General features: G+C 73.8%; 12 protein-coding genes and 1 pseudogene. 6 read left to right on the plus strand and 7 right to left on the minus strand.

All coding sequences use genetic code 11. The features are described 5' to 3' along the window. Nucleotides 1-11 precede the first annotated feature (11 nt). From AB0M92_RS01110 to AB0M92_RS01135, 6 genes are all read left to right on the plus strand, one after another. Nucleotides 12-833 carry a hypothetical protein gene (locus tag AB0M92_RS01110; RefSeq protein ID WP_366099987.1) on the plus strand — a complete coding sequence of 274 codons (822 nt, stop codon included), beginning with the start codon at nt 12-14 and terminating at the stop codon, nt 831-833. 1 nt (nt 834) lies between these two features. Next, complete coding sequence (locus AB0M92_RS01115) at nt 835-2,739, plus strand: fumarate reductase/succinate dehydrogenase flavoprotein subunit (RefSeq protein ID WP_366099988.1); 1,905 nt, start codon at nt 835-837, stop codon at nt 2,737-2,739. Then, nucleotides 2,736-3,509 (plus strand): succinate dehydrogenase/fumarate reductase iron-sulfur subunit, encoded by a 774-nt coding sequence (locus tag AB0M92_RS01120; RefSeq protein WP_366099990.1) that lies wholly within the window; start codon nt 2,736-2,738, stop codon nt 3,507-3,509. The genes AB0M92_RS01115 and AB0M92_RS01120 overlap by 4 nt, the downstream gene beginning before the upstream one ends. Nucleotides 3,510-3,569: 60 nt before the next feature. Continuing rightward, the gene (locus AB0M92_RS01125; protein ID WP_366099991.1) at nt 3,570-7,010 is read left to right on the plus strand and encodes a serine/threonine-protein kinase; all 3,441 of its coding nucleotides are present in this window, start codon (nt 3,570-3,572) and stop codon (nt 7,008-7,010) included. A 66-nt stretch (nt 7,011-7,076) separates the two neighbouring features. Further along, nucleotides 7,077-9,224 carry a TPM domain-containing protein gene (locus tag AB0M92_RS01130; protein ID WP_366099992.1) on the plus strand — a complete coding sequence of 716 codons (2,148 nt, stop codon included), beginning with the start codon at nt 7,077-7,079 and terminating at the stop codon, nt 9,222-9,224. Nucleotides 9,225-9,256: 32 nt separating this feature from the next. Further along, the gene (locus tag AB0M92_RS01135; RefSeq protein ID WP_366099993.1) at nt 9,257-9,973 is read left to right on the plus strand and encodes a PspA/IM30 family protein; all 717 of its coding nucleotides are present in this window, start codon (nt 9,257-9,259) and stop codon (nt 9,971-9,973) included. A gap of 55 nt (nt 9,974-10,028) precedes the next feature. Here the strand turns inward: AB0M92_RS01135 and AB0M92_RS01140 are convergent, their stop codons facing one another. From AB0M92_RS01140 to AB0M92_RS01170, 7 genes and pseudogenes are all read right to left on the minus strand, one after another. Next, complete coding sequence (locus tag AB0M92_RS01140; RefSeq protein ID WP_366100333.1) at nt 10,029-12,587, minus strand: SpoIIE family protein phosphatase; 2,559 nt, start codon at nt 12,585-12,587, stop codon at nt 10,029-10,031. Nucleotides 12,588-12,799: 212 nt separating this feature from the next. Next, nucleotides 12,800-13,228 (minus strand): ATP-binding protein, encoded by a 429-nt coding sequence (locus AB0M92_RS01145; protein WP_366100334.1) that lies wholly within the window; start codon nt 13,226-13,228, stop codon nt 12,800-12,802. Between the two features lie 163 nt (nt 13,229-13,391). Continuing rightward, nucleotides 13,392-13,823: a (deoxy)nucleoside triphosphate pyrophosphohydrolase gene (locus AB0M92_RS01150; protein ID WP_366099994.1), complete on the minus strand. Its 432-nt coding sequence runs from the start codon at nt 13,821-13,823 to the stop codon at nt 13,392-13,394. Between the two features lie 28 nt (nt 13,824-13,851). Then, the gene (locus AB0M92_RS01155) at nt 13,852-14,037 is read right to left on the minus strand and encodes an SPOR domain-containing protein (protein WP_366099995.1); all 186 of its coding nucleotides are present in this window, start codon (nt 14,035-14,037) and stop codon (nt 13,852-13,854) included. A 415-nt stretch (nt 14,038-14,452) separates the two neighbouring features. Beyond that, nucleotides 14,453-15,205 carry a GntR family transcriptional regulator gene (locus AB0M92_RS01160; protein WP_366099996.1) on the minus strand — a complete coding sequence of 251 codons (753 nt, stop codon included), beginning with the start codon at nt 15,203-15,205 and terminating at the stop codon, nt 14,453-14,455. Between the two features lie 123 nt (nt 15,206-15,328). Further along, nucleotides 15,329-16,456 (minus strand): DUF4190 domain-containing protein, encoded by a 1,128-nt coding sequence (locus AB0M92_RS01165; protein WP_366099998.1) that lies wholly within the window; start codon nt 16,454-16,456, stop codon nt 15,329-15,331. Nucleotides 16,457-16,578: 122 nt separating this feature from the next. Next, nucleotides 16,579-18,161: pseudogene (locus AB0M92_RS01170) on the minus strand (S8 family peptidase). Nucleotides 18,162-18,397: the final 236 nt, after the last annotated feature.

Raw genomic sequence — 18,397 nt, forward strand, 5'->3', positions numbered from 1 at the left:
CGGAGTCCCCTTTGGCCACAGGCACGGAACCACCCCGGCAGCTGACCGGTGTCCACGACGCCTCCCGGGCCGCGATCGCCGACCGGCACCTGCGCACCGACCGGTGGTGGCTGGCCCCCGCCGTCACCGCGGCCGGGCTGCTCGCCTTCATCGTCTACTCGACCTGGCGGGCCTTCGCGAACGCCGACTACTACGCCGCCCCGTACGTCTCCCCGTTCTACTCCCCGTGTCTCGCGGAGAACTGCCGGGAGATGCGCGGCGGCCCGAACCTGGACCTGTTCGGCAGTTGGTGGGGCCTGTCCCCCGCCCTGCTGATCCTGGTCTTCCCGCTCGGCTTCCGGCTGACCTGCTACTACTACCGCAAGGCGTACTACCGCGGCTTCTGGGCCTCGCCGCCCGCCTGCGCCGTCGCCGAGCCGCACGCGAAGTACACCGGCGAGACGCGCTTCCCGCTGATCCTCCAGAACATGCACCGGTACTTCTTCTACGCGGCGCTGCCGGTCGCGGGCATCCTCACGTACGACACGGTGCTCACGTTCCGCGACGACCACTACGAGTGGGGCCACATGGGCCTCGGAACGCTGCTGTTCCTCGTGAACATCGCGCTGATCTGGGCCTACACCCTGTCCTGCCACTCCTGCCGGCACATCATGGGCGGCCGCCTGCGGCACTTCTCCAAGCACCCGGTGCGCTACCGGATGTGGGGCTGGATCAGCAGGCTCAACACCCGTCACATGCAGCTGGCGTGGGCCTCCCTGATCAGCGTGGCCCTGTGCGACTTCTACGTGTACCTGCTGGCGAGCGGCGCCTTCAACGATCCGAGGTTCTTCTGACATGGCTCAAGTCGACCGGCAGCAGTGGGACGTGGTCGTGGTCGGCGCGGGCGGCGCCGGGTTGCGGGCCGCGATCGAGGCGCGCGAACGGGGCAAGCGCACGGCCGTGATCTGCAAGTCCCTGTTCGGCAAGGCCCATACGGTGATGGCGGAGGGCGGGATCGCCGCCTCCATGGGCAACGTCAACGGGGGCGACAACTGGCAGGTGCACTTCCGCGACACCATGCGCGGGGGCAAGTTCCTGAACCAGTGGCGGATGGCGGAACTCCACGCGAAGGAGGCCCCGGACCGGGTCTGGGAGCTGGAGACCTGGGGCGCGCTCTTCGACCGCACGCCCGACGGGCGGATCTCCCAGCGCAACTTCGGCGGCCACGAGTACCCGCGCCTCGCGCACGTGGGCGACCGGACCGGCCTGGAGCTGATCCGCACCCTCCAGCAGAAGATCGTCCAGCTCCAGCAGGAGGACTTCAAGGAGACCGGGGACTACGAGGCCCGGCTCAAGGTCTTCCAGGAGTGCACCGTCACGAGGGTCCTGAAGGACCGGGAAAGGGTCTCGGGGACCTTCTGCTACGAGCGCGAGTCCGGCCGGTTCTTCGTCCTGGAGGCCCCCGCGGTGGTCCTGGCCACGGGCGGGATCGGCAAGTCCTTCAAGACCACGTCCAACTCCTGGGAGTACACGGGCGACGGCCACGCGCTGGCCCTGCTCGCCGGGGCGCCCCTGCTGAACATGGAGTTCGTGCAGTTCCACCCGACCGGCATGGTCTGGCCGCCCTCGGTCAAGGGCATCCTCGTCACCGAGTCGGTGCGCGGCGACGGCGGGGTACTGCGCAACAGCGAGGGCAAGCGGTTCATGTTCGACTACGTCCCGGACGTCTTCAAGGAGAAGTACGCGGAGTCCGAGGACGAGGGCGACCGCTGGTACGAGGACCCGGACCACAACCGGCGCCCGCCCGAACTGCTCCCCCGCGACGAGGTCGCCCGGGCCATCAACTCCGAGGTCAAGGCGGGCCGCGGCTCCCCGCACGGCGGGGTGTTCCTCGACGTGTCCACCCGGATGCCGGCCGAGAGGATCAAACGGCGGCTGCCCTCGATGTACCACCAGTTCAAGGAACTGGCGGACGTGGACATCACCGCCGAGCCGATGGAGGTCGGCCCGACCTGCCACTACGTGATGGGCGGGATCGCGGTGGACTCCGACACCGCCGCCACCATCGGGGTGCCGGGCCTGTTCGCGGCCGGCGAGGTCGCGGGCGGCATGCACGGCTCGAACCGGCTCGGCGGGAACTCCCTGTCCGACCTGCTGGTGTTCGGCCGGCGGGCCGGGCTGCACGCCGCCGAGTACGCCGACGGCCTCGCCGGGGCGCCGCCCGCGGTCTCCCAGGCGGAGATAGACGCGGCCGCGGCGGAGGCGCTGGCCCCCTTCCACGCCGCCGACGGCGCGGAGAACCCGTACACGCTCCACCAGGAGCTCCAGACGACCATGAACGACCTGGTCGGGATCATCCGCCGCGAGGGCGAGATGGCCGAGGCCCTGGAGAAGCTGGCGGGTCTGCGCGTACGGGCGGCCCGGGCCGGGGTCGAAGGGCACCGGCAGTTCAACCCCGGCTGGCACCTCGCCCTGGACCTGCGCAACATGCTGCTGGTCAGCGAGTGCGTGGCCCGCGCGGCCCTGGAGCGCACGGAGAGCCGCGGCGGGCACACCCGGGAGGACTGCCCGGCGATGGAGCGGGCCTGGCGCCCGGTGAACCTGCTGTGCCGCCCGGTGGAGCCCGCGCCCCAGGATCCGGCCGCCGACCGCATCGCGCTCGAACGCACCCGTACCGAACCCGTCCGCCCCGACCTGCTCGCGCTCTTCGAGAAGGAAGAGCTGGTCAAATACCTCGCCGAAGAGGAGCTGTACGAATGAGTACGTACGACGCGAGCTTCCGGATCTGGCGCGGTGACGCGGAAGGCGGGGAACTGCGGGACTTCACCGTCGAGGTGCACGACGGCGAGGTCGTCCTGGACATCGTCCACCGGCTCCAGGCCACCCAGGCCTCGGACCTCGCGGTGCGGTGGAACTGCAAGGCGGGCAAGTGCGGTTCGTGCAGCGCGGAGATCAACGGCCGGCCGCGGCTGCTGTGCATGACGCGCATGTCCACCTTCGAGCGGTCCGAGACGATCACGGTCACGCCGCTGCGCGCCTTCCCGGTGGTCCGCGACCTGGTGACGAACGTGTCCTTCAACTACGAGAAGGCGCGCGAGGTCCCGGCCTTCGTGCCCCCGCCGGGGGTGGCGCCCGGCGCGTACCGGATGCAGCAGGTGGACGTGGACCGCTCGCAGGAGTTCCGCAAGTGCATCGAGTGCTTCCTGTGTCAGGACACCTGCCACGTGGTGCGCGACCACGAGGAGAACAAGACCGCCTTCGCCGGCCCCCGCTTCCTGATGCGGGTGGCGGAGCTGGACATGCACCCGCTGGACGCTGCGGCCGAGGCGGGCCTGGACCGCAAGCGCACGGCCCAGGAGGAGCACGGGCTCGGCTACTGCAACATCACCAAGTGCTGCACGGAGGTCTGCCCGGAGGGCATCAAGATCACCGACAACGCGCTGATCCCGCTGAAGGAGCGGGCGGTGGACCGCAAGTACGACCCGCTGGTGTGGCTGGGCAACAAGATCCGCAGGCGTGGTGACACGTAGCACCCCCGGCCGTTCACTTCGCAGGACACAATGCCCCCTGGGAAAACGTCGCATGGCGTGATGTCAGGGGGCTTTGCGGTGCGGGTGGGGGATGAACTGGCCGGCCGGTACCGGCTGGACCGGCGGCTCGGCGCGGGCGGCATGGGCGAGGTGTGGCGCGGGCACGACCTGGAGCTGGACCGTTCGGTGGCGGTCAAGGTGCTGCTCGACGCGATCACGAACGACGAGGTGGTCGCGCGGTTCAGACGCGAGGCCACGATCGGGGCGCGGCTCTCGCACCCCGGGATCACCGTGGTGCACGACGTGGGGCGCCAGGACGGGCGGCTGTTCATCGTCATGGAGCTGCTGGCGGGCGAGGACCTGGCCAGGACGCTGGCGCGGGACGGCGCCCTGGCGGTGGACCTCGCGGTGGACCTGGCCGCGCAGACGGCGGAGGCGCTGGCCGCCGCCCACGAACAGGCCGTGGTGCACCGGGACCTGAAGCCGGGGAACCTCTTCCTGCTGCCGGGCCGGCGGATCAAGATATGCGACTTCGGCATCGCGCACTCCGCGGACGCGACGGCGGCCTGGACGGTCACGGGCCGGATCATCGGGACTCCCCCGTACATGGCGCCGGAGCAGTGGCGGGGCGAGCGGGTGGACGCGCGGTGCGATCTGTACGCGCTGGGGTGCGTGCTGTACGCGCTCGTGAGCGGGGCGCCGCCGTTCGGGCAGGCCGAGTCCCCGTACGTGCTGATGCACCGGCACTGCGCGCAGGCCCCGCTCCCGCTGCGCGAGGCGGGGACGCCGGTTCCGGCGGAGCTGGACCGGCTGGTGCTGGCCCTGCTGGCGAAGGACCCGGCGGACCGGCCGGAGTCGGCGGAGGCGGTGGGCAAGGCCCTGCGGGGGCTGCGGGGGCTGTGCGGCGCGGACGGGGCAGGTGGGGCAGGTGGGCCGGGTGGCGGACACCCCGCGGCCGAGCCGCCGCGGCGGCCTGAGCCGGTGCCAGCGCCGGACGCGGGGCCGGAGTCGAGCCGGGGCTCGCACACGTGGCCCGAGGCGGGGGCCTGGGCCGCCCCGGAGTCGGGGCCGGGCTCGGGGTCCGACGCGCGGGACGGCGCCGGGCGGGCGCCGGGTTCGCGGCTGGAGGCGTGGATCGAACACGGCCCCGCAGCCGGGTCGGTGGACGACCCCGCGCCGACGCCGGTCTCCGGGCCGGGGCCCGGGTCGGGGTCGGGGGTGGGCTCCGGGGTGGCGCCCGGTTCGGGCTCCGGTTCGGGCTCCGGTTCGGGCTCCGGTTCGGGCTCCGGTTCGGGCTCCGGTTCGGGCTCCGGGCCGGGGGCCGGGGTCGCGCCCGGGATCGCGCCCGAGGTGCGGGAGTTCGTGCGCGGGCTGCTCGCGGAGGCCGAGGGGGCGCTGCGGGAGCTGCCCGGCGCCGACGAGGTCCGCGTCGAGGTGCTGGCCGTCGCCGCCGATGCCGCGGCCCGCTTCGACGCCGGCCTCGCGCTGCGGCTGCTCTGCGACGCCGAGAGCGCGGCCTGGGCCGGCGGCGGGGGCGACGGGGCCCGGGTGGCCCGGCTGCTGACGGCACTGGCCCGGGACACCGCCGCGCACGCCCCGGCGCGGGCGCGACGGCTGCTGAACGACGCGCAGCAGGCGCTGTTCACGGTGCCCGGCCCCCGGCGGGAGGGCCCGCTGCGCGCGCTGGCCGAGGAACTGGTCAAGGTCGCCCCCGAGCAGGCCTCCCAGATCGCCGGGTACCACCTCGGCGGCCGCCCGGCACCCGGCGGCCTCCGCGCCCGGATCGAGGCGGCCCTCTGGGCGGCGCGGCCCGAGGAGGCCGAGCACCGGCTGACCGGGATCCGGGACCCGGGCCGGCGCGCGGCCGCCACGTACGACACGGTGCTGGCCGTCGCCCGGCGGGACCTGGACGCGGCCCTGCGGATGAGCGGGACGATCGGCTCCGCCGCAGCGCGGCTGCTGGCGCTGTGCCAGGTGGCGCGCGACCGCGCGCAGACCGGGGACGCGGCGGGCGGGGCCCGGGCCCTGGCGCAGGCCGAGGCCGACCTCCCCGAGGTACTGGAGGAGCGGGCGGCCTGGCTGCACGAGGAGGCGGCGCACCTCACCGAACAGGGCGATCTCGTGCAGGCCGAGCGGCTGCGCAACCGGGCGGCCGCCCTGCTGCGCGAGCACCCGGGGGAAGCGGCCGACGAGAAGGCCGGCCACGTCCTGTCCTCGCTGGCGGACGCGCGGGAGTGCGTACGGCGGGCGGCCCTGCCGCCGCTGGACCCGGCGGCGGCGCGGGAGCGTGCGGACGCCGCCCGCGCTCTGCCGGATCCGGCGGCGCGGGCCCGCGCCCTGGCCCGTACCGCGCGGGAGTGCCTGGCGACGGACGGGACGTCCTGGCCGGCGGAGGCCGCCGCGGGCGCGGGGAGCCCGCCGCCGCCCGGCACGACCGCGCTGAACGGGGCGCCGCCTTCCCTCCCGCCCCCGGCCCCCGGAACCCGCGCCTGGGACACGGGCGCACGGCCCGACTCCGTCCACGCCGCCGGGTCGCTCGTGGTGTGGACCTCGGGCGCCGAGGTGGGCTGCGTACGGGCCGACGCGGGGGCGGTGCGCTGGACGGCGTACGCCGACGAGGGCACGGCCGCGCCGCCGCTGCCCCGGGCCGGCCGGGACGTACTGGTGTCCTGCGTGGCCGACGCCGCCACCGTGTACGTCGTCGTGCGCGGGAGCGGGGAGCCGGGCGTACGGATCGTGGCGCGGGAGCCGCACGACGGGCGGGTGCGCTGGTGGCAGGACCTGCCGTGGGACGGGCTGCTGCGCAGCGCCGGTCCGGTGCTGGTGCAGGAGGCACTGGGCGAGCTGACCGCACTGCGCGCGACGACGGGCGAGGTGGAGTGGCGGCGCCCGGTGGCCGCGGCCACCTCGTCCCTGGCGGCGGTCGGCGACTGCCTGGTCCTGGCGGACACCACGTGGCTCCGGGCGCTGCACCTGCCGTCCGGGCGGCAGCTGTGGTCGCAGCCGCGGGCCCCGGGCCGGGGGCCCGGCACGCAGCCCGTCCACGTGCTGGACGGCGAACTCCTGCGGGCCCTGGACCGCGGTACCGGCCGGGAGCTGTGGCAGTTCACCCCGGGCACCCCGGCGCCGCGGCTGCTGGTCGAGCGCGGGACGGTGTACGCGACGGCGCACCGCCCAGGCCAGGGGGACCTGGTGTTCGCGCTCGACGCGCAGACGGGTGCGCTCCGCTGGCAGCGGGCGCTGACCCGGCGCGATGCGCTGCCGCGCCCGCTCGACCTGCTGGGCCTGCGCCCGGGCGGGCTGTACGTCAAGGTGCCCGGGGGCGCCCGTCGCGGTCTCCTGAACCGCTCCCCGGACGCCTTCGTCGCCGTCCTGGATCCGGCCACGGGCAGGCCGCGCCGGCAGTGGGAGCAGCCGGCGCTCGCCCAGGGCGACGCCCTGCTGGTCGGCGACCGGCTCGTCATGGCCCGTCCGCAACTGTCGGCGTACGCCCTCCCGTAGCCGGGCCCCGGGGGGCGGCCGCTCCGGGTGCGGGTGGGCACGGCGGACCATAACCTCCCAAATGTGATGCCGCCCAGGAACAGGTCGAAGCGACGCACCACCACCGGGACATCCGTACGGGCCGGGCTCGTCCTGGCCGCCGCGCTGCTGGGGCTCGGCGGCTGGGGGGTGGCCGGGGCGCCGCTCGCCCGGGCCGAGGATCCCGTCACGCTGTCACGGCAGGGGCAGATCACCGACCGCGTGGGCGCCCTCGGGGACCGGCGTGCGGCCGTCACCGCGGCGCTGGAGAAGCTGTACGCCGACCACCGGATCCAGCTCTTCGTGACGTACGTGCACGACTTCTCCGGGCGCTCCGCGCAGAGCTGGGCGGACGCCACCGCGCAGAAGAACGGCCTCGGCCGGGACGACGTGCTGCTGGCGGTGGCGACCGGGGCCCGCCAGTACGCCTATTCGGCCGATGTCGACTCCGGTTTCACCGAGGCGCAGCTCGCGGACGTCGCCCGCGTCGCCATCGAGCCCGCGCTCAGGCAGAACGACTGGGCGGGCGCCGCGATCGGCGCCGCCGACGGGTACGGGGCCGTGCTCTCCGGGAAGCCCGTACCGGCGCCGGCCGTCACCCCCGGCGTCGCGGACCCCGGCGGCGGCGCGGACGAGGGCGGCGGCGCCGGGGACTACGTGCTGCCGGTGGTCGTCGTCGGCGCGGCCGGCGCCCTCGGGGCGTACGCGTACACCCGCCGCAAGCGGGGCGGCGGCACGGGGGGAGGCTCCCGCACCACCGGGTGGGGTGGGCAGCCGGCGACCACGACCGCGCTCCCGCTGCCCGAACTCGACGCCAAGGCCAAGGCCCTGCTGGTGGAGACCGACGACGCGATCCGTACGAGCAACGAGGAGCTGGGCTTCGCCACCGCGCAGTTCGGAGAGGCGGCGGTGGGCACCTTCACCGCGGCGGTGGCCTTCGCGCAGAGCGAGCTGACGGCCGCGTTCCGGCTGCGCCAGCAGCTCGACGACGCGTACCCCGAGGACGATCCGACGCGGCGGCGGATGCTGGACGAGATCGTGGCCCGCTGCACCGAGGCGAACCGGCGCCTCGACGCCGAGTCGGCGGACTTCGACCGGCTGCGGGACCTGGAGAAGAACGCCCCGCAGGCGCTGGCCACGGTGGAGGCGCACTTCCGCGCCCTGACGGGCCGTACGACGACGGCCGAGGCGACGCTGACGGCGCTGGCCGGGCGCTACGCGGACTCGGCGTCGGCGCCGGTGGCCTCCAACGCCGAACAGGCCGAGGACCGGCTGCTGTTCGCGACGACCAGTCTCGGCGGGGCCCGGGCGGCGATCGAGGGCGGCGACAACGGCAGGGCGGCCGTGCACGTACGGGCCGCCGAGGGGGCGGTGGACCAGGCTGCGACGCTGGTCGACGCGGTGGAGCGGCGGGCGCAGGAACTGGCGGAGGCGGCCGGGAAGCTGCCCGGGGCCCTCACGGAGACGGACACCGACCTCGCCGACGCGCGCGGGCTGCTGACCGGGACCCGGGAGGGGACCTCGACGGCGGACCTGCGGGGCCGGATCGGCCGGGCGGAGGCGGTCCTGGCCGACGTACGGCGGGCGCAGGCGGGCGGCCGGTACGACCCGATCGACGCCCTGCGCCGGGTGGAGGAGGCCGACGCGGTCCTCGACGAGGCGCTGGCCGGGGCCCGGGAGCGCGAGAGCGGCCGGCAGCGGGCGGCCGCGCTGCTGGAACAGGCGACGCTCTCGGCGCGCAGCGCGATCGGCGCGGCGACGGACTACATCACCACCAGCCGGGGTGCGGTGGGCAGTCAGGCCCGGACCCGGCTGGCGGAGGCGGGCCGGCGCCTGGAGCGGTCGGCGGCGCTGGCGGAGCCGGACCCGGCGGGCGCGCTGGCGCAGGCGCAGCAGGCGGACGCCCTGGCGCGGCAGGCACAGGAGTTGGCCGAGCAGGACGTACGGGCGTACGAGAACCCGTACGGCGGGCAGCGGCAGCAGCGCGGGGGCATGGGCGGCGCGGTCCTCGGCGGGATCATCCTGGGCGAGATCCTGGGCGGCGGCCGGGGCCGGGGCGGCGGCTTCGGGGGCGGCGGGGGCTCGGGGGGCGGCGGCTTCGGCGGCGGGGGGCCGGGCCCGGGCTCGTTCGGCGGCGGGGGCACCCGCGGCCGGATGGGCGGCGGCGGCCGGATGGGCGGCGGCGGCCGTTTCTGACCCACTCTTCCCGATTCCGTGAAAGGGCACCGATGAGCAAGCAGACCATCCTCGGCCGCGTCACCCAGCTCGCGAAGGCCAACATCAACGCACTGCTGGACCAGGCGGAGGACCCGCAGAAGATGCTGGACCAGCTGATCCGCGACTACACGAACAACATCGCGGAAGCGGAGCAGGCGGTGGCCACCACGATCGGCAACCTGCGGATGCTGGAGGCCGACCACAAGGAAGACGTGGAGGCGGGCTCGGAGTGGGGCGGCAAGGCGCTGGCGGCGAGCCGGAAGGCGGACGAGCTGCGGGCCCGGGGGGCCACGGCGGATGCCGACAAGTTCGACAACCTCGCGAAGGTGGCCCTGGGCCGCCAGCTCCGGTCGGAGAAGGAGGCGAAGACGGCGGAGCCGACGATCGCCGCCCAGACGGAGGTCGTGGACAAGCTCAAGTCCGGGCTGGACGCCATGAAGGACAAGCTGACGGAGCTGACGGCGAAGCGCGACGAGCTGGTGGCGCGGGCCAGGACCGCGCAGGCGCAGAACACGATGATGGACGCGGTGAAGAACATCGACGTGATGGACCCGACGAGCGACATCGCCCGCTTCGAGGACAAGGTCCGCAGGGAGGAGGCCAGGGCCACGGGCCGCCAGGAACTGGCGGCCTCCTCCCTGGACGCCCAGTTCGAGGCCCTGGACGACCTCGACAAGTCCGCCGAGATCGAGGCCCGTTTGGCAGCACTGAAGGGCCGGGCGGCGTAGGTCGTACCGCGTGGGACGGGTCCGGGGCGAGACCCCCGGACCCGTCCGGCCGCGGTCAGCCGTACATGCTCAGCAGCTGCTCCGCGGACAGCTCCGTGACGGACTCCGCCGCGCCGCCGGGCAACGGCAGCTCGAACCACACCGTCTTGCCCCGGTGGGTCCGCCGCGTGCCCCAGCCCGCCGACAGCATGCCGACCAGTTGCAGGCCCCGGCCGCCCTCGTCGGTGTCCCTCGCGCGGCGCCGCCTCGGCTGGACCAGGTTGCCGTCCCAGACCTCGCACACCAGGGTCCGGTCCAGCAGCAGCCGCAGCCGGATCTCGCCCTCGCCGTACCGCAGGGCGTTCGTCACCAGCTCGCTGACCAGCAGTTCGGTGGTGTCCAGCAGTCCCTCCAGACCCCACGCCGGCAGCTTCGCCCGCGCCAGCTCCCGCGCCCGGCCCACCGAGCGGGCCTCACGCGGCAGCTGCCAGTCCCCGACGGCGTCCATCGGCAGCCCCTGCACGCGCGCCATCAGCAGCGCGATGTCGTCCTCGCCGTGCCGCGTGTCCAGGGTGTTCAGCACGTGGTCGCAGACGTCCTCCAGCGGCCGCACCGGATCGGCGAGCGCCTCGCGCAGCCCGCGCAGCCCCTCCTCCAGCGGGTGGTCGCGCGATTCGACCAGCCCGTCCGTGTACAGGGCCAGCAACGCGCCCTCCGGAAGGTCCACCTCCACCTCCTCGAACGGCTCTCCGCCCACCCCGAGCGGCATCCCGGTCGGCACCTCCAGCAGCAGCCCGGGCCGCGGCGGGGCGCCCGGCTCGGCCGGTTCCACCAGCACCGGCGGCATGTGGCCGGCGTTGGCGATGGTGCAGCGCCGGGTCACCGGGTCGTAGACGGCGTACACGCAGGTCGCGAGGTACACCTCCGAGCGGTCGGCGTCCCGCGAGTGGAGGGCCGCCCGTGAGGCCTGCTGGGCGCCGCCGGGCGCGCCGAGCCCGCGGGCGATCTCGTCGAGCGCGGTCAGCACCTCCGCCGGCTCCAGGTCCAGCAGGGCCAGGGTCCGTACGGCGGTGCGCAGTTCGCCCATCGCGACGGCGGCCCGCAGTCCGCGGCCCATCACGTCGCCGACGACCAGCGCCGTGCGGTGCCCGGGCAGCTCGATGACGTCGAACCAGTCGCCGCCGACCTCGGTGGCGGCGTTGCCGGGCAGGTACCGGCACGCGATGTCCAGGCCGGCCGCCTCGGGATCGCCGGGCGGCAGCAGGCTGCGCTGGAGGATCAGCGCCCGCTCGTGCTCGCGCCGGTAGAGACGGGCGTTGTCGATGCAGACGGCGGCGCGGGCGGCGAGTTCGACGGCCACCGCCCGGTCCCGTTCCCCGAAGGGTTCGCTGCCCTTCGTACGGGAGAACCGGGCGAGCCCGACCACCGTGTCGTGCGCGACCATCGGCACGACGAGCGTCGACTGGACGAGGTCGTCCGCTCCGCCGCCCTCGATCAGCCGGGGCCGCGCGGTCCGCAGGGCCAGCGCCCCCGGCGAGGCCGCCGGATAGCGGTGGACCTCCCCCACGGAGATCCCCGATCCCGGATCCGACAGCGGACCGTCCGAGACGGCCGAGGCGAAGGCGACCCGCCGCAGCGGGGGCGACGGCGCCCGGCCCGGTCCGCGCCCGTGCGGCAGCGGGGGTACCCCGGGCCCGTGCGGCCGGGCGGGCCGGTCGTCGTCGCCGAGCAGCAGCCCCTGGTAGAGATCGACGGCGGCGAGGTCGCAGAAGCCCGGGACGGTCACGTCGAGCAGTTCGCGGGCGGTGGTCTCCAGATCGAGGGAGTTCCCGATGCGGTGCCCGGCCTCGTTGAGCAGGGCGAGATTGCGCCGTACCCCGGCGGCCTCGCGGGCGGCGAGGTGGCGGCGGGTGACGTCGGTGCCCAGGCCCGCGACGCCGATGGGCCGGCCGGTGCCGCCGTGGACGCGGTAGAGGTTGATGGACCAGTGGCGGTGCTCCCGGCTGCCGGGGGCGGCGCCGGTGATCCGCAGGTCGGTGACGGAGTCACCGGTCTCCAGGACCCGGCGCAGCGCCTCGGTCATCCGGTCGGCCTCCTGGGCCGGGAGGTAGTCGTGGACGGTGCGGCCGCGGTGTTCCTCGACGGCCCCGCCGAAAACGGTCGCGAAACGGCGGTTGGCGCGCTGCACGGTGAGGTCCGTACCGAAGAGCAGGAAGCCGAAAGGAGATTGGCCGAATATGGCCTGCGAAGCGGCAAGGTCGGATTCGATGCGGCGCAGCGCGCGTACGTCGACGACGACGCAGAGCGCGGCCCGTTCCGCGGTCTCGGTCTGGGTGGGCATCACGTAGATCTCGGCCACGCCGTGCGCCCCGTCCCCGCCGGGAATGCGGAACGGGACGAGACCGGTCCATTCCTTGCCGTCGAGGATCTCGGCCATTCTGCGGTGGCCGTCGGCGCGCAGCTCCGGCGGCATGAAGGCGTCCACCGGGTCCCGGCCCACGGCCTGGGCGGCGGTCAGCCCGAACAGCTCCTCGGCGCGCAGGCTCCACTGGTCGATGAGCCCGTCGGGTCCGATGGAAAAGGACGCGACCTTTATGTAGTCATATATCGAGCCAGGCGGGCTGCTGTGCCACAGGGAGTCGTGCCATGTCTCCCCGGGCACACGGGCCTGATGTGCCTGCGCAGGTATCTCGCTCACGCGACCGTCCCCTCCAGCTCACCGCAACCGGACCGGCCATGACCGAAGTATTCAGCACCACGGCCCCGCACGGCACGGCGTTCACGATCACAAAAAGGTCCCGACTATTTCGAGCCATGCCGTGTGATCGTCGGCCATCCGTCACCTTGTTACTCACCAGGAAGTGCCAACTCGAACCACACGGTCTTGCCCGATTTCCCGTGGCGGGTCCCCCAGCGCTGTGCCGAGACGGCGACCAGATGCAGCCCCCTGCCCCCTTCGTCGTCCGGCTGCGCGACTCGTTCGCGGGGCGGATCCGGAAGCGGATCGGATACCTCCACCAACAGCGCGGCGCCCCCCGGCGGACTTCCACTGGCCGAATTCTGCCTCACCAGCCGGACCCCGATGGGGCCGGAGGCGTACCGCAGCGAATTGGTGACCAACTCGCTGACCAGCAGGACGGTGACGTCGCCGACGGAGTCGAGGCCCCAGGAGCGCAGCGTGCCGCGCACGGCGTGGCGGGCGGTGCGGACGGCGCCGGGCTCTGCGGGGAAGGCCCACTCGGCGCATTCACCGTCTGTGTCGATCACGCCGATCACTTCCCGGGCCGGCAACGGCCCCAGTCCGATTCCGCAGGGACAGAGCCACGAGGGGCAGTACACGATTGGGACTAATAGCGACATACCCGATATTCGGGGCGCCGTACCACCCGATCCCTCGCGCACCGGCGCACTGTGGCGCAGACGGCCCAGCGCACGCGCGTCACGCGCCCCCGTGCGACCTGCCGTGCCGTTCCCCGCGCCCGTCGCGCAGTCGGCGGCCGGCCTCGGCGACGGCCGGCCGGTCCTGGTCGAGCCAGTCCACGGAGTCGAGCTCCTCCGGCGCGAGCCAGCGCAGCTCGTCGTGGTCCTCCAGCGGCGCGGGCTCGCCGGACAGCAGTCGCGCGGTCCACACGTGCAGGACGAGCCCGGGCCTGATCTGCCATTCCCCCGGGATCCGGTCCAGCGGCTCGGTCTCCACGCCGAGCTCCTCGCGCAGTTCGCGCACGAGCGCCTCGGGGACGGACTCGCCCGGCTCGGTCTTGCCTCCGGGCAGCTCCCAGCGCCCGGCCACCTCGGGGGGTGCGCTGCGGCGGGCGGCCAGCAGGCGGCCCTCATGACAAAGGGCTCCGCCCACGACCACTCGTACCGTCATGGGGCGGAGCCTATGTCAACGCGGATGCTCAGTTCGTCGTGGCCGTCTGGCCGGTCCGCTCGACCCAGTAGAGCTGCTTGTGGCCCCTGTCTTCGAAGCTGTCGGCGACCTTCTGGGCCTCGGCCCGGGTGGGGTAGCGGCCCACCCGGTAGCGGTTGCCGTTGTCGTCCTCACGTATGACCAGCCATGGGAGCAGGGCACCGCTGTCGTTCATCGCGTTTCACCCTCCGCCGATGTACCTGCCCGGGAAACCGCATTGCGCATATGCCCGAGCTTACGCCCGACCTTTACGGAGCGGATACGGTTTTTTACGAAGAGGTACCTCACAGGCGTACGCATCCGGCCATGCGTACGAGCGGGCCGTGCGCGCCGGTTCGAGCCCGGCGCACGACGAGGAGAACCGCACGGTCAACGGGGCCGGGACGAGCGGGAGTCCGGCCCCCCGAGGGGGCGCGGAGACGGGGCGGCGCCCGGCGCGGAGGGCGCGCGGTGCGCAGAAGCCGAGGACCGGCGCGGCGGGGGCGATCACCATCGCGCCGAAATCCGCCGGGTCCATGACGCCCCGTCACACACCGGCGGCCCCGGGGGCCCGGGGCCCCCGGGAACCGCCGCTCACGGCGATGCGCCGGCTAACGGACCGGCAGATGGTACGAGAGGCGGTAGCGGTCCGCCGGAACCACCACGTCGGCGGTCTCGACCGCCAGGCCGGACGCGAAGTACGTCCGGCCGATCACCAGGACCACGTGCCCCGGGACCCCGCCCAGCAGCATGTTCTCCTCCGCCAGACCCGGCCGCGCGCCGACCTCCTCCACCACGTTGTCCACGACGACGTCGATGGCGGCCATCCGGTCCACCACCCCCGAGCCGCCGAGCGGCCCCTCCTCCGGCAGCATCACCGGGGTCCGGCCCGTGACCGCGAGCGGTTCCCAGGAGGTCGACAGCATCATCGCCTCCCCCGCGTCGCGGAACACGTACCGCGTGCGCATCACCCGCTCGCCCGGCTCGATGCCGAGCCGCTTGGCGATCTCCGCCGGCGCGGCCGTCTGCTCGCTGCCGGACTCCCACGTGCCGCGCGCGCCCGCCTCGGCCTGCTCCTGCCGGAACGGCGTCGACGCCCCGCCCGTGCGGTATCCCGAGCGGGCGACCCGTCTCGGCACGGGCTGCTCCCGCACGTACGTACCCGATCCGGACCGGCCCTCGACCAGCCCCTCCGCCATGAGGACCTTGCGCGCCTCCAGCGCCACGGTGTCGGAGACCCCGTACTCCTCGCGGATCCGGGCCTGCGAGGGGAGCCGGGCGTGCGGGGGCAGGGACCCATCGACGATCTTCCGTCGCAGATCCCCGGCGACGCGCAGATAGGCCGGCTGCTCACCGAAAGTCACTGGCCACTCCCATCAGCTTGACAGACAGCTACAGCCTGGCAACCGACCGTTGTGCATCGCAAGCAAGGGCCAGAGTTTCACCCGAAGTGATGAAGCCAGGTCACTGAAACCGGTTACCCCGCGTTACGCCGCGCTATCCTCGACGGCCGAGTCCTCCGGGTCCCCGTCCGAGCCGTCCGACTGTCCCGCCAGCCACTCCGGCACCGTCGTCGCCAGCCCGTACGCCCCGCGCAGCGCCTTCTCCGTCTCCACGGACAGCGCGGCCGAGGCCTCGTCCCACGCGGTCTGGAACTCCGCCGGCTTCTCCGCCCGCGCCGCCCGCTGCCACCCCGTGCGCGCCGCCTCGACCTCCTTGAGCTGCACCCCGGCCGGCCCGGCCAGCTCCGGCCGCTCCCGGACCCCGTCCAGCAGCCCCGCCTCGACGCCCAGCGAGCGGTCCACCGCGCCGGCCCACTCCCGGTAGCGCGGCAGCTCCTCGTCGATCTCCTCGTCCGGCTGGCCCCCCAGCGCCAGGTCGGCCCCGTTCATCACGCGCAGGAAGGCCACCTGCTGCGGCGTCAGCATCGTGGCGTCCTTGCGCAGGCTGCCCCGGTGCTCCTGCTCCGCCGTGCCGATGACGCAGAGCAACCGCCGGTCGCCGCCGCTCCAGGACTCGGGCGAGGGCACGAAGTAGAACGTCTCCGCGTACGAGGGCAGCGCCCACGTGTCCATCGCGTACGCGTCCTGCGCCTTCCAGCAGGCGTCCACGGCGAACCGCCTCAGCTCGGACGTGCCGGGGAAGGCGCCGTGGGCGAGCCGGGTGGAGGAAGTGACCTCCCCCTCGTGCGGCTCGGCGCACGCGATTCTGTAGATGAAGGGGCGCTCGGCGAGCAGGTCCCCGCCGGGGACGTTGAAGCAGTCGCCCCTGCGCATCTCGTCCATGGGGGTCAGCTCGCCCTCGGCCTCCTCGTACCGCGGGGCGGTCTGCGGACGGTCGAAGAGCCCGTCCGCCGCCCGGGCGGTGACGAGGACCAGGGCCGCGGTCATCGCGAGCGACACCGCCAGGCCCGTGATCGCGAGCGCCTTGCCCCGCTCCCCCGTCCGGGCGATCCGGACGAGGGCCACGATCCCGAAGACGACGCCGAGCGGCGGCAGGCACAGCAGCCCGACCGGCAGCGACGCGAGCGCCAGGCCGTTCAGCGCCGGCTCCGTGTCCGTGTCCGCCCGTGTCGCGGGCGGAAGGGGCCGGTAGGGCGGCGGCGGGGTGCTCACGGGGCGAGGGGCTCCATCACGGGTGGTGCACGAACGAATGCGCGAAATAGTACGCAGCGGGGGCGGCCGCCGTAACGGTCGCCCCCGCAGTTCCCGTGCGTCACAAGTGCGTCAGAAGTGCGTCAGAACTGCAGCGCCCAGGCGTCGATCTTGCCGGTGTCGACGTTCGCGTTGTCGTTCACGCGCAGCTTCCACACCCCGTTGGCCGCCTCCGAAGAGGCGTTGACGGCGTAGGTCTTGGCGATGTTGTCCGCGCTGCCGCCGCTGCGGTTGTGCAGGTTGTAGACCGAACCGTCGGGGGCGACCAGGTCGACCTTCAGGTCGCCGATGTACGTGTGCTTGATGTCGACCGAGACGCTCAGCGCCGCCGGGGCGTTGCCCGGGACCCTGCTGACGGTGATCGGCGACTCGACGGTCGCGTTGTCGTTGACCGCGTGGTCGGCGGTGTTCTCGAAGCGCTTGCCGGGGTTCGGCGGGGTGGTGGTGCCGCCCACGTACAGCAGGCGGTTCGGCGAGCCGGAGCCGGGACCGGTCACCACGTTCGGGGTGGCCGCCGCCACCAGGGCCGCGGAGACCTGCGCCGGGGTGCTCGCCGGGTTCTGCGAGAGGTACAGCGCGGCCGCGCCCACGACGTGCGGCGTGGCCATCGAGGTGCCCGAGATGGTGTTGGTGGCGGTGTCGCCGGTGCCCCACGAGGAGGTGATGGAGGACCCGGGGGCGAAGAGGTCCAGGACGGAGCCGTAGTTGGAGTAGCCGGCCTTGGCGTCCGTGCTGGTGGTGGCGCCGACCGTGATGGCCTCTCCGACGCGCGCCGGGGACTTGGAGCTCGCGTCCGTGGACTCGTTGCCCGCCGCGACCGCGTACGTGATGCCGGCGGCGATGGAGTTGCGGACGGCGGTGTCGAGCGCGGGGTCGGCGCCGCCGCCGAGCGACATGTTCGCCACGGCCGGCTTGACGGCGTGCCGGGTCACCCAGTCGATGCCGGCGACGACCTGTTCCGTCGTACCGGAGCCGTTGTCGTCGAGGACGCGGACACCGACGATCTTGGCCTTCTTGGCCACGCCGTACGCGTTGCCCGCGACGGTGCCGGCGACGTGCGTGCCGTGGCCGTGGCCGTCCTGGGCGGTGTCGTCGTTGTCGATGGCGTCGTATCCGTAGGAGGCGCGGCCGCCGAACTCGGTGTGGCCGATGCGCACGCCGGTGTCGATGACGTACGCGGTGACACCCTCTCCGGCCGTGTCCGGGTAGGTGTAGCCGCTGTCGAGCGGGAGCGCGCGCTGGTCGATGCGGTCCAGGCCCCAGGACGGCGGACTGGGCTGGGTGCCCCGGGCCCCGTCGACGGTGAACGTGCGGTTCTGCACGACGGACTTGACCGCCGGGTCGGCGGCGAGCTTCTTGGCCTGCGCCTCGGAGACCTTGACGGAGTAGCCGTTCAGGGCGGCGCTGTACGTACGCCCGATGGTGGCGCCGTAGCGCCGGGCGACGGCCTTGCGCTGTCGGCGGTGGAACGGGCGGCCGAGTCCTTCAGGGTCACGATGTAGCTCTCGGCGACCGTGCCGGGGGCGCCGGCGTTCTCGATGACGCCCAGGGGGCCCGCGTCGGCGGCGGACGCGGGTAACGCGGCGGCGGCGCCGAGTGCGAGGGCGGCGACGGCGGTCGCGCCGAGGCCGGCGATCCTCCGGCGGGTGTGGCGTATCGCGGACATGTGGGGGGTCCTCCTCGTCGGTGGCATGAAGAGCGGACGCACGGCGGGCCCACGGGTTCACGGGCCAGGGGTTCACGGGCCCACGGACATGCGGACATGTGGACATGCGGATGAATAGGCATGGCCATGACAATCCCTCGTGTTGCGCCGGCTGCCGCTGCCGAAAGGTTGACGCACCCTCTCGCAGTCCCACAAGAGGGCAACGAACGCTTAACATCCGTGCCATACAACGGCCA

The organism is Streptomyces sp. NPDC051582 (genome assembly GCF_040681715.1).
Lineage (GTDB): Bacteria > Actinomycetota > Actinomycetes > Streptomycetales > Streptomycetaceae > Streptomyces.

Excerpts from the sequence above, each read along its gene's own strand:
- AB0M92_RS01115 (WP_366099988.1), top strand. The coding sequence starts at position 835 with ATGGCTCAAGTCGACCGGCAGCAGTGGGACGTGGTCGTGGTCGGCGCG.
- AB0M92_RS01120 (WP_366099990.1), top strand. The coding sequence starts at position 2,736 with ATGAGTACGTACGACGCGAGCTTCCGGATCTGGCGCGGTGACGCGGAA.
- AB0M92_RS01125 (WP_366099991.1), top strand. The coding sequence starts at position 3,570 with ATGTCAGGGGGCTTTGCGGTGCGGGTGGGGGATGAACTGGCCGGCCGG.
- AB0M92_RS01130 (WP_366099992.1), top strand. The coding sequence starts at position 7,077 with ATGCCGCCCAGGAACAGGTCGAAGCGACGCACCACCACCGGGACATCC.
- AB0M92_RS01135 (WP_366099993.1), top strand. The coding sequence starts at position 9,257 with ATGAGCAAGCAGACCATCCTCGGCCGCGTCACCCAGCTCGCGAAGGCC.
- AB0M92_RS01150 (WP_366099994.1), bottom strand. The coding sequence starts at position 13,823 with ATGACGGTACGAGTGGTCGTGGGCGGAGCCCTTTGTCATGAGGGCCGC.
- AB0M92_RS01155 (WP_366099995.1), bottom strand. The coding sequence starts at position 14,037 with ATGAACGACAGCGGTGCCCTGCTCCCATGGCTGGTCATACGTGAGGAC.